Genomic DNA, 14,017 nt, shown 5'->3' on the forward strand with positions numbered 1-14,017 from the left:
TTTATCTAATACCTAATTTACAATAAGTTAGAATGTCTTCAAATCACTTTAAGAAATTTTTAGTTTTTTCCTTACAAATTTTATGATTTTCACTTTGTACAATAAACGTAGTTAGTTGTCTGAATGAAATATTTTGCCAAATGACAAATTCCATAAAAATAACTTTGATTAACTTGCAGTATGAAAGAAATTATAGAATATATATTGCAATTTGGAAGTTTAAATCAACAACAGATTGATTTAATTTTAAAGAAAATCCAAACATTAGAACTTAAAAAAGACGAATATTTCTCTGAAGCCGGGAGAATTTCACAGCAAGTTGGTTTTGTTTTAGACGGAATTGTTCGCGTTTGTTATTACAATAATAAAGGGGAGGAAATCACGAAATATTTTATTGATGAAAATAATCTGGTCGTCGATCTAGAAAGTTTTGAAAATGAAATTCCGTCAACGGCTTATGTTCAGGCTACTACAGATGCTACAATCCTTATTTTTTCAAGAAAAGACTGGAGGGAACTTTCGGATACGATTGTGGGCTGGGACGCGATTGTTCATAAGCTTATTTCGAAAGCACTAAGACAAAAAGTAGAAAGACGAAGTCCGTTAATTTCTGAAGATGCCACTACCCGATATCAGATGTTTCTGGAAATTTACCCGAATATCGTAAATCGTGTTCCGCTTTCTTATGTAGCTTCTTATCTCGGAATTACGCAATCTTCTTTGAGCCGCATTAGAAAAAACATTCGCTAAGTTGCTTTTTGCCAAATGACAAAAGATTATCTTTTTATTCGACGGAAATTTGCTTTATAATTTAAAAATAAGAAAAATGAAATCAGTTTTAATTACAGGAGCAAACAGAAGTATTGGATTGGAAACGGCCAAAATACTTTCAAAAAAAGGATTATTTGTTTATTTAGGAACCCGCGATCTTGAAAAAGGAAAAGCAGTTGTAGAAGAATTAGAAAAAAACGGATTTGAGAATATCAAAGCTATTGAAATCGATGTTACCAAACCAGAATCTGTTTTGGCTGCAGCAAAACAAGTAGAAAACGAAAAAGGAAAGCTTGATATTTTGATCAACAATGCCGGAATCAGCGGTGCATTGCCTCAAAGCGCAGTAACTACATCCATAAACGATATTCAAAATGTATTTGATACGAACTTTTTTGGCGTAATTATGGTAACTCAGGCTTTTTTAGAATTGCTTAAGAAATCGGAAAGCCCAAGAATCAGCAATATCACTTCAGGATTGGGATCTTTGACATTGCACAGCGATCCAAATTGGAAATATTATAATTTTAAAGCAACCAGTTATATTACTTCAAAAGCGTCTTTGAATGCTTACACGATTATATTGGCTTATGAATTGAAAGATTTGCCCTTTAAAGTAAATGCTATTGATCCGGGTTATACTGCCACAGATTTTAATCATCATTCTGGTCCAGGAACTGTTGAAAGTGCTGCAAATTTTATCGTAAAACATACTTTTACAGATGAAAATGCACCAACAGGACAATTCTTTAGTAATGATATCGAAGACAGCTCAGAAGTGAGTCCGTGGTAAAAAAATCGTAACATAACGTTTCAAACAAAAAAACTTCATTATTTTTAATGGAGTTTTTTGTTTAAACCAGGTTAATCGTAAAAAACAGACTAACAAATGAAATTTAATTACGCTGATTTTGATGTTGTAAAAAATATCGCTTTGACATTTCCGGGTGCAGAAGAGAGTATCTCGCACGAAGAAACTCCATCTGTAAAAGTGCGCGGCAAATTGATGTGCCGACTTCATGACAGCGGAGAATTTATTCCTATCAGACTTGATTTTGAAATACGTGATAAATATCTGGACAGTCATCCAGAAATCTTTCATTTGCCGGATCATTTCAAGCCTTATCCCTACATTTGCATGTGGTTACATAATTACAACATAAAATTTCTGACCGAAATACTGGAACTAAGCTGGAAAGGTCTTGCCACAAAAAAACAGGTTAAAGAATATGAGGAAAATAAGAATTCAACACAACTTTAAACGCCTGCAATCTTTTTACGGTGTTCTATTCCCCAATCAGTCAGATTGTTAATGATGGTCTGCAATGTTTTTCCGTGATCTGTCAATGTATATTGAACCGTTATAGGCTGCGTTTCTAAAACAGATCTTTTAATCAATTGGTTTATTTCCAATTCCTTCAATTCTTTGCTCAGCATTTTGTTTGAAATCCCCACGACATCATTCAGAATATCCGAAAATCTTCTTTTGTTATAATAGCAAATCGAGGATATAATAGCGATTTTCCATTTTCCGCTTAGCACGTCCATTGAGTCCTGAACTGCCATCATCTCTTTTTTATGTTGTTCTTTTTCAATTGGTTTACATTCCATGAGGTTACTTTGTTACTTCGAGGTTACTGTTACTTTTAGTTACAAAGTTACTAAAATAAATTAATCCGTTTTAAATTTGCATTATAATATTAGAAAATATAAAAATGAGCAAATTAAAAAACAAAGTAGCAATCGTTACGGGAGCATCAAAAGGAATTGGCGCTTCTATTGCTAAATATTTCGCGGCAGAAGGCGCAAAAGTGGTAGTAAATTATGCATCAAGCAAAGAAGATGCAGAAAAAGTTGTAAAAGCAATAACAGATAACGGCGGAACTGCCATCGCTGTGCACGGAGATGTATCTAAAGAATCAGATGTAACGAGACTTTTTGAAGAAACAAAAAATGCCTTTGGTACATTGGATATTCTGGTTAATAATGCCGGTATTTATCAATATGCGCCAATTGAAGAATTTACTTCAGCTTCTTTTCATAACCAATTTAACATTAATGTTTTGGGATCTTTATTGGCTATTCAGGCTTCTTTGAAATTCTTTGGAGAAAATGGCGGAAATATCATCAATATTAGTTCAGCCGCAAGTAATACACCTCTTCCAACGGGATCTGTATACTCTGCAACAAAAGCGGCCCTTGATTCCATTACCATTTCTTTATCGAAAGAATTCAGCGGAAGAAATATTCGAATCAATTCTCTTTTACCGGGCGTGGTAGAAACAGAAGGTTCCCGAAGTGCCGGTTTTACAGGCAGTGATGCCGAAGCGAAATTTGTTGCTACTACTCCACTTGGCCGTGCCGGTCAGCCTGAAGATATTGCAAAAGTGGCCGTGTTCCTTGCTTCTGATGATGCAGGATGGATTACGGGTGAGAAAATTACTGTTTCAGGCGGTATATACGGATTATAATAATTTAAGATTAAGAAAATGAGCAAATTAAAAAATAAAGTAACAGTAGTTACAGGAGGAAATAGCGGTATCGGTTTTGGTATTGCAGAAGCATTTAAAAATGCGGGCGCTGTTGGAACTGTTGCAGGAAGAAATGAAGCAACATTAAATAGTGCCGTTGACGCTTTGGGTTCTGATTTTATAGGGATTACAGGCGATGTCACAAATTCTGATGACCTGGAAAATATCTTCAAAAAAACATTTGAAAAGTTTGGAAAAATTGATGCCATTGCGGTAAATGCCGGTGGCGTTGTAGACGGTATTGCAATGGGAACCGTAAGCGATACTACTGAAGAAAGTTATGATAAATATATGGATCTGAACCTTAAAAGTGCCTATTTTACGGTGCAAAAAGCGCTTCCGTATTTAAATGACGGAGCTTCTATTATTCTTATTGGTTCGAGTGCAGCACATCGCGCGGCTCCGGGAATGGCGGTTTATGGTGCTGCAAAAGCGGCTATTATTTCTTTGGCAAAAGGTTTATCATTGGATTTACTTTCCAGAAAAATAAGAGTTAATACGCTTTCGCCAGGTTCAATTGATACGCCTGTTTTTGGAAAACTTGTGCCAGAGGAACATTTAGAACAGGTAAAACAGCTTTGGATAGATATTACACCTGTTGGCCGACAAGGACTTCCGTCTGATATTGGAAACGCTGCTGTATTTTTGGCATCAGATGATTCGGCTTTTATAGTAGGTACAGAAATTTTGTCTGATGGCGGTCTTACTAATATTAGTCTGATGAAATAAGTTATTAATCTTAACCTTTTTGCTATAATATTTTAAACACATAGAAACATAGAATTATTAAACTCAAAAAAGGCGTTTCACTTGCATTAACAAACATAGCTATGTGTGAGAAACGAGTTTCTTTTTGATTTACTTTTTTAAAATCATAAATTCTATGTTTCTATGTGTTTAATTAAATTTTTATACATTATATCTAAAATGTTGATTCTAGCAAGAAACCTCCAAATTCGCTGATTTTGGAGGTTTTTATTATTTGTGGATTCTCCTATTTTATAGTAATTCAAATTTTGTTTTAAATATTAATTTCTATACTTTGCAATCCCATCAGATCTGGCAATATCGCCACATTCAACACGATCTGATTGTTATATTAGAATGAATACAACCACCAATTCCACTACAATTCTGCAAACAAAACAACATTTTGAAATTCTGGACGGATTAAGAGGCATCGCTGCCATAGCCGTTGTGCTTTTTCATTTTATGGAATGGGTTTTCACAGATCCAAGCCAAAACTTTATCGGACATGGTTTTTTGGCTGTTGATTTTTTCTTTTGCCTTTCGGGATTTGTAATCGGATATGCTTATGACGATCGTATTGCAAAAATGGGGCTTCGACAATTTTTTATATCCAGAATAATCAGGTTGCATCCGCTTGTCATTGCGGGATCAATATTAGGCTTGCTGGCTTTTTTGTTTGATCCTTTTGGCGGTCATTTGGAATTGTATAGTACTGGTAAAATTATTTTGGCATTTTTTTGTTCCCTGTTCATGATTCCGCTACCTGTAATTGCAGATCGCGGTTTTAATTTGTTTAGTTTTAATGCACCGGCCTGGTCATTATTTTGGGAATATATCGCCAATATTGTTTATGCCTTTGTATTGTATCGAATTGGCAGAAACGTTTTGTTATTGCTAACTATTCTTTCGGCCTTTGCAATTTGTTACGTGGGCTATAATTCAGGTAATTTATTGGGAGGCTGGAGCGGTCCAACTTTTTGGGATGGATGCGCCAGAATATCCTATTCTTTTTTAGCCGGATTACTGATTTACCGTTCGAACTGGATTATCAAAAATAACCTTGGATTTATTGGTTTAACCGTGTTATTACTTCTTGCTTTTGTTATGCCTTTTTCAGATTTTAACTGGATATCAGAACCTTTAATCGTGTTGTTTTATTTTCCTTTGCTGATCGCTTTGGGTGCAGGAGCTTCGTTAACGCCGAGTTTCAAAAAGATTTGTGTGTTTTCCGGGAAGATTTCTTATCCTTTATATATGACACATTATGCCGTTTTATGGATGTTTGGAAATTATTACACCAACCATAAACCGACAACGACAGAACTGACTTTAATTGTAATCACGGGAATCATTTTACTAATTGGACTTGCTTATCTGGTTATGGTATTTTATGATATTCCGCTAAGAAAATATTTAAGTGATAAACAGAGAAAAAAATAAACTGCGGAAAGAATATCCAAAAAAAATAAGTAAAAGGTTAATAAAAAATAATCAGGAAGATTGGGATAATAAAAGAATAGGCTATTTATTCGTTGCCGTGATTTGTCTCTTTTTAGCAATATATTATTTCCTCCAATTAAAAAATGGAAGTTACGAAATAACACCATCAGAACTTGAAACAATTGAAAATTTAATTATTATACAGAAACCTGAATTCAAAGAAATTAAAGGAAAACACGGAAGAAAATGGATTGAGTTTAAATGTTATAATAATAAAACCACATTCAAAATTTCAAGTTATGATTATAGTTGTGTGAAAGATGATGACATACTAAACGCAATAGATATTAATGATACTATTTCTATTAAAATATTAAAAACAGATTCAGGTCTTATTAATAGCGAAACAACTTGTGAAATTCATTCATTGGTAGATAAAGACAAGGAATATCTGGATATCAATTGCCGAAATGATAGAGATCAGAAAGCTGGGGAACTAGGATATTTACTTTGTTCTGCAATTACGGTTATGACAGGCTCTGTATTTTTATTCAAAAAAAAACCTAAACTTTTTGATGAAGTTGATCCCCGTATTCCAATTGTGATCATTATAATTATCTTATTTTTTATACTTCGATAGATAAAAATTGTACCAAAAAAATCCGGCATGACAAAGGAAGAGTCTATTAAAGAATATTACTTTAGAATTAATAAAAGCATTGATTATATAAAGGAAAACCTGCATGAAGAGCTTTCTTTAGAGAAACTTGCCTCCTATTCAAGTTTTTCAAAATTTCATTATCACAGGATTTTTAAATCTGTAACGGGAATAACTTTAAATGATTTTATTAAAAATGCAAAAATAGAAAGAGCGCTTTTTTTCTTAATGAACAATCCATCTAAAACAATCAGCGAAATTGCATCTGATTGTGGCTTTTTAAGCATTTCTTCCTTTTCAAGAAGTTTTAGGAAACAACACGATTTTTCTCCTACCGAATGGCGTAATTTACATAGAAATAGCAATATTGGTATAACGCATAGCAATATTGGACAAATGAAAGCCGAAATCGAAAGTTACCTTGCACTCAAATTGAATAATCTAAAAAATAATCAAATGAGTGATGCAATGAAACTTGATTTTGAAATCAAAAAAATAGAAGAATTTAATGTTATTTATGTTAGAAATCTGAATGTTAACAGCCATGACAGCGAAACTTTTGGTAAAATGTTTGAACAATTGTTTAACTGGGCGACTCCCAGAAATCTTGTGAATTTTCCTGACACCAAAGCGCTTACAGTTTATCGAAGCAACGCTAATCTTGATGGAATGATTCAGGCCGATGTATGTTTATCTGTGCCTGAAGGAACAATTGGCGAGGGATTAATTGGCAACACTGTAATTAGTGGCGGATTATACGCCATTTTTCACAAAGAAGCGCCTATGTCTGAGTGTTTTAAAACCTGGAATTATATTTATGAAGTCTGGTTTGAAGAAAACGGTTACCAGCCTGATAATAGAAATTTCTTCTTAAACCATCTAAATGATCCAAAACTTCATCCTGAAAATCTTCATATTATCGATATTTATATTCCTATAAAACTACTGTAAACCAATAAAGTAAATTATGAAATTGTCATTTGTAATCTTGTTTTCATTTACCAAAATTAGGTTTGCCTTCAATGTTAAAATGAAATAAATTTAGGATTATAGTAACTTAAAAGCCTAAAAAAACTCCATTAGAAATAATGGAGTTTTTCATTTTAATCTTAAACAATTTTCAAATCATAACGTTCATCATGAAGAATAGTTCCCCATTGATTTACTTTTTTTGATTCGGTCAATTCAAATCCAATTTTTTTGTACATCTCGAGTGCGCGAAGCTGCATGTTTGTAGTTAAAAGAAATACGTTTTTATATTTTTTATCGTGACAGAAAGCGATAGCATCATTCAAAAGTTTATTACCAATTCCTAATCCCCTGAAATCGGGATCTAATAAAAACCATCTTAGCTGAGCTTCTTCTTCTGTTTTATGAACAATAGCGATACAGCCGATGATTTTGTTATTGTATTCAGCCATCCAAATACGGTCTTTTTCAGGAGAATAATGTTCCAGAAAGGTGGAAAAAGATTTTATTACATACAATTCAAATTCGCTCGAAAAACTTGATTCCTGCGCATAAATTATGCTGTGAAGATAAATGATGTAACCAATATCCCCGGGTTTAATATCATGACGGTATGTAATTTCATTTGTCGAAAGTTTATCATTATTTCCAGCTAATAAATTCTTTACATCACGCATGGAATTCACCAGTTTTTCTTTTTCTAAAGGGCTTAGATTTTCAATTTTTGATTCCGTTTGTTGGTCTGCAATATTGCTTAAAGTCTTTAATAATTTTTCTCCAGACGCTGAAAGTTTAATATTGAAAGCACGTTTATCCTGCACAGAAGAGCTTTTTTCAATTATTTCATCTTTCAAAAGTCGTTTTACTATTCTGCTCAAATAGCCTTTGTCAAGATTTAGGATTTCACAAATTTCCTGAGCCGTTATTTCTTTTGCTGCGCCAATTTCGTGTACAATACGTAATTCTGTTAAAGAGTAATCACTATTAAGATAATGCTGATTTAAGATATCTAAATGCGACGTATAAAATCTATTAAATGATCTAATTTGAGAGGTTATATTTTCCATGTATTTTGAATTTAAAATACAAATATAACAAATAGTTGCTTTTGTCAACTATGTTTTTAGAAATTTATTCTATAAAAAAACTCCCTAATTTATTAAGGAGTTTTTGGAAATATTTGATGTGTTTTTAGAATTTGACACTTGATTTTTTATCGAATTAATTTTACATACGCACTGTAAACGTCATCTTTAATGGATGTTCTAAGATAAACTTCGTTTTCGTCTTTTGTATTAAATTCAAATTGAATTAAAGCAGCATCAGAATAATAAAACAAAGAATCATCAATCGCAAATTCAAGATTTGAAATAGGTTTTGTTGTTAATTTTACTTCAAATGCTATTTCGCCATTTGTAATGTCCAATTGAAAAAGTTTTGCTTTACGCGTATATCCCCAAATATTATCACTTTCCTCAACTACATATTCGACATTATCGCTAAAATCTCTTTTCCAAAGCTGAGTTCCTGTTTTTGAATCTACGGCATATATTGAAGAAACTTCTGCGCCTTGTGCTGCAAAATATATCTTTTTGTCTTTGCAAAATATACGTTCCCTGATATTATTTTGATTTTCATCTAATTTAAATTCCCATAAAATATCCGGTTTAACGGGACTTAAAGCAAAAACCACATTTTTTTCATTTGCTATAAAAATATTTTCACCATCTGTTACAGGTTTTCCGGACAAAGGCTGCTCAAAGGTTTTTTGGTAAAGAAGTTTTCCTGTATTCGCATCAAAACTATAGAAACTTGAGCCACTTTGGGTAAAAATTTTGTTGTCAAAAAAGAGCACCGGAATATCGTTATTTGCAGAATCTAATTTGTAACTCCACGACAAACTGCCATTTTTTATATTGAGAGCGTAAATGTTTCCATTTTGAGCCGTGATATAAAGTTTTCCATTATTTAGGGTTGGAATTTGATCTTTTAATACAATTTGATCTGTAATATTTCCTATTCTTGATTTCCAAAAAATTTCACCGGTTTGGTTATCAACTGCGAAAATTTCACCATTAATAAACGGAATATAAATCACACCATCTTGCAGCGTTATTTTATTTGCACACATTTCTGTATAAGAATCCGTGGCTTTTACAGTCCAATTAATATGTTCAGCCTCTAAATCAAATGATATAAGCGAACCGTCGTAATCATAAATGAGGATTGATGCTCCGTCTAACGGAACTTTTGTAACCGCATTTAAGACCTTATTAGTGACATCATTAGCTGGCGTTTGCCCAAATATATTTATAACAATAAATACAAATAAAAGAGTTATTAGATTTTTTTTCATTTTTAAAATTTGGGGTTTATGATTCGATTTTCTTATTAGCAATAAATCTGCCAAACAAAAGAATATCAATGCCAAATATAGTAAAAAATCATTATAGCGTTTTAGAAGTTATATCCCTTTGGATTATCAGTAAGAATTAAAAAATGAATGAGCAAAAAAGGAATAAGATCTCTCCTTTATCTTAAAAAAGATTAATAAATTGCGACACAACATTTGGTATATTAGTTTGATAGACAATTAATTATTAATCTGAAAAAAATACTGAAAACAAAAACGACATGAATTTACAGACTTTTCCAATCTTAATTACCGAAAGACTTACGCTTCGAAAACTTTCAATAAATGATTCGGAAGAAATATTGCAATTGCGTTCGGATGCAGAAGTAAATAAATTTCTTGGCAGAAAACCGAGCAAAACAGTAGAAGACGCCTTAAATTTCATCAGCAATATAATCGAAAATGAAGATGACGAGCTTTTTTATTGGGCAATTACAAAGACTGGTGAAGATAAATTAATTGGTACAATTTGTCTTTTTGACTTTTCAGAAAATTTAAAGAAATGCGAAATTGGATATGAGCTTCTTCCTGAATATCATGGCCAGGGAATTATGAATGAAGCTGTAAAAAAGGTTTTAGAATATGCAATAAAAACACAGGGAATAAAAACGATAGATGCCCAAACACATAAAGAGAATCAAAGTTCCGTTAAACTTCTCCAAAAATTAAATTTCAGGAAATTGGACGATATAATTGATGAGAATCCAAATATTATTTTATTTAGATGTGATTTATAAACACTTGACAATGTTAGATTTATCTTTAAACTAGCAGTAAATTGTAGTAAAATTTTTATTATATTAGCTAAAAAGAATAATTACTCACAGCTAAATTACTTTACAGAGTTCCAGATGCTATTTTATGGCAGGAATAACTAAGTTAGAGTTAATAATGACACCCAATAATTAACAAGCGGCAAACAAATGTGCAGGACTTATAATAAGATTGGTTCATTGACGGCTTTAAAATTACATTTAGAGCAAAGCAACATCCATGACTTTAAATCATTGAAAGAAGTTATCGATTTTCAAAAATCATATACGATTTTAAGACAGCGATTAATTTCTCACTATGAAAATCTGATTGAGGAAGAAAAAAATACTCTTAACATAGATTTGCCGAATTTAGACATAGCAATCGAAATACAAAGACAACAATCAGTTCAAAGATTGACAAACGAAATTGATAAACTGAAACGGCAACTGGATATTTCAACAAGTAATTCTTCAACAAACTTTTTTCAGAAACTAGCCAGTCGTTTAAGGTATTGGAACTATAAAATAAAAATTAAGCGCAAGGAGCATAATTTTGAAATTGAAGTGAAAATGTCAATAAACAAACTTGTTGAAGATTACCAAATCAAAAGCAATCGTTATCAATTTATTACTTCAGATTTTAATGAAGCAGTGAAGCAAAATGTTCAATACCCTTTATCAGAACTCGAAAGAAAAAAAGCAATAATAGACGAGCTCAGTAGTTACATTTATGGTGCATTAGGAGAACAAAAAGTAGTTAAGACATTAGAAACTCTATCTGACGAGTATTTTTTAATTAATGATTTTGCCGTTTCATTTTCGCCTGCAATCTATAATAGACAAGAAAATGATTATATAAAGTCCGTTCAAATTGACCACATACTTGTAGGTCCATCGGGAATATTTCTTATCGAGACAAAAAATTGGAGTGAAAAATCATTGAAAAATTTAAGCTTACGTTCACCTGTAGAACAAATTAAGAGGTCGAGCTTTGCATTATTTTATCTGCTAAATAACGAGATGAGTAATTATCATTTAAGTTTAGAAAAGCATCATTGGGGTGAAAAAAAAATACCAATTAAAAATCTCATTGTTTTGACTACCATAAAACCAAAAGCGGAGTTTCAGTATGTTAAGATTTTGACTGTCAACGAACTTCTAAATTATGTGAATTATTTTACACCGATATTTTCAGATACTGAGACAAAGAGAATTGCTGATATGATTTTACGGATTAATAAGTGATATAAAATAGTTGCCATAACAGCTAGAATAAAAATAAAAAACTCCTTAATTTCTTAAGGAGTTTCTTGGTGGGCGATGAGGGGTTCGAACCCCCGACCCCCTCGGTGTAAACGAGGTGCTCTGAACCAGCTGAGCTAATCGCCCTATTTTACTAGGTCGCTATCATATTGTGATTGCGAGTGCAAATATACAGCTAGAATTTGTATTTGCAAGCGTTTTTAAAAATAAAATGAAATATTTTTTCATATTTTTATTTAGCAATCTATTTTTCAGCTTCTTAAATCGTAAATTAAAATTAGCATTTTCTTATCATTTAGTTAAAAAACGAAATCTGAAAACGGAATTGGTAATATTCTTTTGTATTCATTTGCTATAGTCATACATTTGCATACCTTAATTGTATATTCAAATGGCAAGATTTCAAGAAAATGATTTACCGAAAGCTAAATTAGACTCTAACTCACTTCAAAAAGCTCTCAGAATTTTTAAATACGCTAAAAACCATAAATGGAAATTTTTCCTGGGTTTGATTTTCCTATTATTAACCAGCGCTACTGCCCTCGCCTTTCCAAAATTAATGGGAATGCTGGTAGATTGTGTTACCAATAAAGATCTTCACAGAGCAAATGAAATTGCCGTGGCACTTATGGTAATTTTGGCGTTGCAGGCTATTTTCTCTTTTTTCAGAATTTCACTTTTTGTGAATTTTACCGAAAACTCATTGTCAAATATTCGTTTTGCATTGTATGAGAATCTGGTTAAGTTACCAATGTCATTTTATTCTCAAAAACGTGTTGGAGAACTTAATAGTAGAATTAGCGCTGATATTTCGCAATTGCAAGACACTTTTACGACCACAATTGCGGAGTTTTTACGTCAGTTTATATTAATCATTGGAGGTTTTATTATTTTGGGAAGTATTAGTCCAAAATTGACTTTAATGATGTTGGCAATCGTTCCCGTTGTTGCCGTTGCAGCAGTAATTTTTGGGCGATTTATTCGTAAATACGGAAAAAAAACACAAGATAAAGTGGCCGAAAGTCAGGTAATCGTTGAAGAAACGTTACAGGGAATCAGCAATGTAAAAGCTTTTGCTAACGAATGGTACGAAATTCAGCGTTATAAAAATAAGATTAAAGAAATTGTAAAAATCGCTATCAAAGGAGGTCAATACAGAGGTTATTTTGCCTCATTTATTATTCTTTGCCTTTTTGGATGTGTTGTAGCCGTTGTTTGGTACGGAATTACTTTAACTATTAAAGGAGAAGTTGAAGGTGTTGGTGATTTAATTTCATTTGTACTTTATACCACCTTTATTGGTGCTTCTTTTGGAGGAATTGCCGAGATGTATGCTCAAATCCAGAAAGCAGTTGGAGCTACAGAACGCGTTTTTGAATTATTAGAGGAAACTCCCGAAGATATAAAAGCGACTCAAAAATCATCTTCTATAGAAAAACTAAGAGGAGTTGTTAGCTTCAATAATGTTGCTTTTAGTTATCCTTCACGCAAGGAAGTTCAGGTTTTAAAAGACGTAAATTTCAAAGCTGAATTTGGTCAAAAAATAGCAATCGTTGGACCAAGTGGTGCCGGAAAATCGACTATTTCATCTCTACTATTACGCTTTTACGATATTACATCAGGAGAAATCCTTGTTGACGGGAAAAGTATTTACGATTATGATCTTGAAAATCTTCGTGGAAATATGAGTATTGTTCCGCAGGATGTAATTTTATTTGGAGGAACGATCAGAGAAAATATTGCTTACGGAAAACCGGACGCCACAAATGAAGAAATTATGTTGGCAGCAAAACAGGCCAATGCCTTGAATTTTGTTGAAGGATTTCCGGAAAAATTCGAAACACTTGTGGGAGAACGCGGCGTAAAATTATCAGGAGGACAACGTCAGCGTATTGCAATTGCGAGAGCTTTGCTTAAAAACCCAAGTATTTTGATTCTGGATGAAGCAACATCATCATTAGACAGTGAAAGCGAAAAACTGGTTCAGGAAGCTTTAGAAGTTTTAATGGAAGGAAGAACAAGTATTATTATCGCCCACCGTCTTTCAACTATTAGAAATGCTGACAAAATTTTAGTTCTGGATAACGGAATAATCACAGAAGAAGGAACGCATCAGGAATTAATAAACCTGGAGAACGGGATTTATAAAAATCTGAGTAATCTTCAGTTTAGTAACTCTTAATGAAGAAATTCCAATTTTAGGAAATTCTAAATTCCAATATAAAAAGGGTGAAAGATTAAGATCTTTCATCCTTTTTTCATTTCTGGTTCCTCGAAATGATATACTAAACGGAATGTTTTTATGGAAATGATTGCCCTAGCCCCGATAGAAGTGGAAATCCTTTTGCTTTTTCCTTTAAAAAGCAAAAGATTGGAACGGATAGCGGGATTAGCTCCTAAAAAGATTTGGTTTTATCAGAATCGAAATGACAAACTTTCCGAGAATCCTTAACATAACAAACCCGAC

15 protein-coding genes and 1 tRNA gene are annotated in these 14,017 nt (G+C 32.6%); 12 read left to right on the top strand and 4 right to left on the bottom strand.

What is annotated here, in order from left to right; genetic code table 11:
* Positions 1-180 precede the first annotated feature (180 nt).
* The 3 genes from AC3QL1_RS16035 (at position 181) to AC3QL1_RS16045 (ending at position 2,032) form a co-directional block, all read left to right on the top strand.
* A complete protein-coding gene (locus AC3QL1_RS16035; protein WP_492492921.1) occupies positions 181-750 on the top strand; it encodes a Crp/Fnr family transcriptional regulator in 570 nt (189 codons plus the stop codon).
* A gap of 76 nt (positions 751-826) precedes the next feature.
* Positions 827-1,564 carry an SDR family NAD(P)-dependent oxidoreductase gene (locus tag AC3QL1_RS16040; protein WP_492492923.1) on the top strand — a complete coding sequence of 246 codons (738 nt, stop codon included), beginning with the start codon at positions 827-829 and terminating at the stop codon, positions 1,562-1,564.
* Positions 1,565-1,660: 96 nt separating this feature from the next.
* Entirely contained in the window at positions 1,661-2,032 is a 372-nt protein-coding gene (locus tag AC3QL1_RS16045; RefSeq protein WP_492492925.1) for a hypothetical protein, read from the top strand.
* Here the strand turns inward: AC3QL1_RS16045 and AC3QL1_RS16050 are convergent.
* Positions 2,029-2,382 (bottom strand): winged helix-turn-helix transcriptional regulator, encoded by a 354-nt coding sequence (locus AC3QL1_RS16050; RefSeq protein ID WP_492492927.1) that lies wholly within the window; start codon positions 2,380-2,382, stop codon positions 2,029-2,031. The genes AC3QL1_RS16045 and AC3QL1_RS16050 overlap by 4 nt on opposite strands.
* 104 nt (positions 2,383-2,486) lie before the next feature.
* Between AC3QL1_RS16050 and AC3QL1_RS16055 the strand changes: the two genes are divergently transcribed.
* The 5 genes from AC3QL1_RS16055 to AC3QL1_RS16075 all read left to right on the top strand — a co-directional run bounded on the left by AC3QL1_RS16055 (position 2,487) and on the right by AC3QL1_RS16075 (position 7,101).
* Positions 2,487-3,242 carry an SDR family NAD(P)-dependent oxidoreductase gene (locus AC3QL1_RS16055; RefSeq protein ID WP_492492928.1) on the top strand — a complete coding sequence of 252 codons (756 nt, stop codon included), beginning with the start codon at positions 2,487-2,489 and terminating at the stop codon, positions 3,240-3,242.
* 18 nt (positions 3,243-3,260) lie between these two features.
* Entirely contained in the window at positions 3,261-4,031 is a 771-nt protein-coding gene (locus AC3QL1_RS16060) for an SDR family oxidoreductase (protein ID WP_492492930.1), read from the top strand.
* Positions 4,032-4,406: 375 nt separating this feature from the next.
* On the top strand, positions 4,407-5,492 hold the full coding sequence (locus tag AC3QL1_RS16065) for an acyltransferase family protein (protein WP_492492931.1): 1,086 nt from the start codon (positions 4,407-4,409) through the stop codon (positions 5,490-5,492).
* Positions 5,470-6,132, top strand: coding sequence for a hypothetical protein (locus tag AC3QL1_RS16070; RefSeq protein WP_492492933.1), 663 nt, complete (start codon positions 5,470-5,472; stop codon positions 6,130-6,132). Before AC3QL1_RS16065 ends, AC3QL1_RS16070 begins: the two co-directional genes overlap by 23 nt.
* A 27-nt stretch (positions 6,133-6,159) precedes the next feature.
* Positions 6,160-7,101 carry an AraC family transcriptional regulator gene (locus AC3QL1_RS16075; protein ID WP_492492934.1) on the top strand — a complete coding sequence of 314 codons (942 nt, stop codon included), beginning with the start codon at positions 6,160-6,162 and terminating at the stop codon, positions 7,099-7,101.
* Between the two features lie 158 nt (positions 7,102-7,259).
* Here AC3QL1_RS16075 and AC3QL1_RS16080 read toward each other — a convergent pair whose 3' ends face one another.
* Positions 7,260-8,186 (bottom strand): bifunctional helix-turn-helix transcriptional regulator/GNAT family N-acetyltransferase, encoded by a 927-nt coding sequence (locus tag AC3QL1_RS16080; RefSeq protein ID WP_492492936.1) that lies wholly within the window; start codon positions 8,184-8,186, stop codon positions 7,260-7,262.
* A gap of 146 nt (positions 8,187-8,332) precedes the next feature.
* Positions 8,333-9,475 carry an outer membrane protein assembly factor BamB family protein gene (locus tag AC3QL1_RS16085; protein ID WP_492492938.1) on the bottom strand — a complete coding sequence of 381 codons (1,143 nt, stop codon included), beginning with the start codon at positions 9,473-9,475 and terminating at the stop codon, positions 8,333-8,335.
* Between the two features lie 278 nt (positions 9,476-9,753).
* On the opposite strand from AC3QL1_RS16085, the gene AC3QL1_RS16090 reads away from it, so the two are divergent.
* Both AC3QL1_RS16090 and AC3QL1_RS16095 read left to right on the top strand, forming a co-directional pair.
* Complete coding sequence (locus tag AC3QL1_RS16090; RefSeq protein ID WP_492492940.1) at positions 9,754-10,269, top strand: GNAT family N-acetyltransferase; 516 nt, start codon at positions 9,754-9,756, stop codon at positions 10,267-10,269.
* A 270-nt stretch (positions 10,270-10,539) separates the two neighbouring features.
* Entirely contained in the window at positions 10,540-11,532 is a 993-nt protein-coding gene (locus AC3QL1_RS16095) for a nuclease-related domain-containing protein (RefSeq protein WP_492492942.1), read from the top strand.
* A 66-nt stretch (positions 11,533-11,598) separates the two neighbouring features.
* On the opposite strand, the gene AC3QL1_RS16100 is transcribed toward AC3QL1_RS16095, so the two are convergent.
* A tRNA-Val gene (locus AC3QL1_RS16100) sits at positions 11,599-11,676 on the bottom strand.
* 265 nt (positions 11,677-11,941) lie between these two features.
* Here AC3QL1_RS16100 and AC3QL1_RS16105 point away from each other — a divergent pair.
* A complete protein-coding gene (locus AC3QL1_RS16105; protein WP_492492944.1) occupies positions 11,942-13,732 on the top strand; it encodes an ABC transporter ATP-binding protein in 1,791 nt (596 codons plus the stop codon).
* Positions 13,733-13,852: 120 nt separating this feature from the next.
* The gene (locus AC3QL1_RS16110) at positions 13,853-14,002 is read left to right on the top strand and encodes a hypothetical protein (protein WP_492492945.1); all 150 of its coding nucleotides are present in this window, start codon (positions 13,853-13,855) and stop codon (positions 14,000-14,002) included.
* Positions 14,003-14,017 lie beyond the last annotated feature (15 nt).

The organism is Flavobacterium sp. GW823-FHT04A11 (assembly GCF_058796535.1).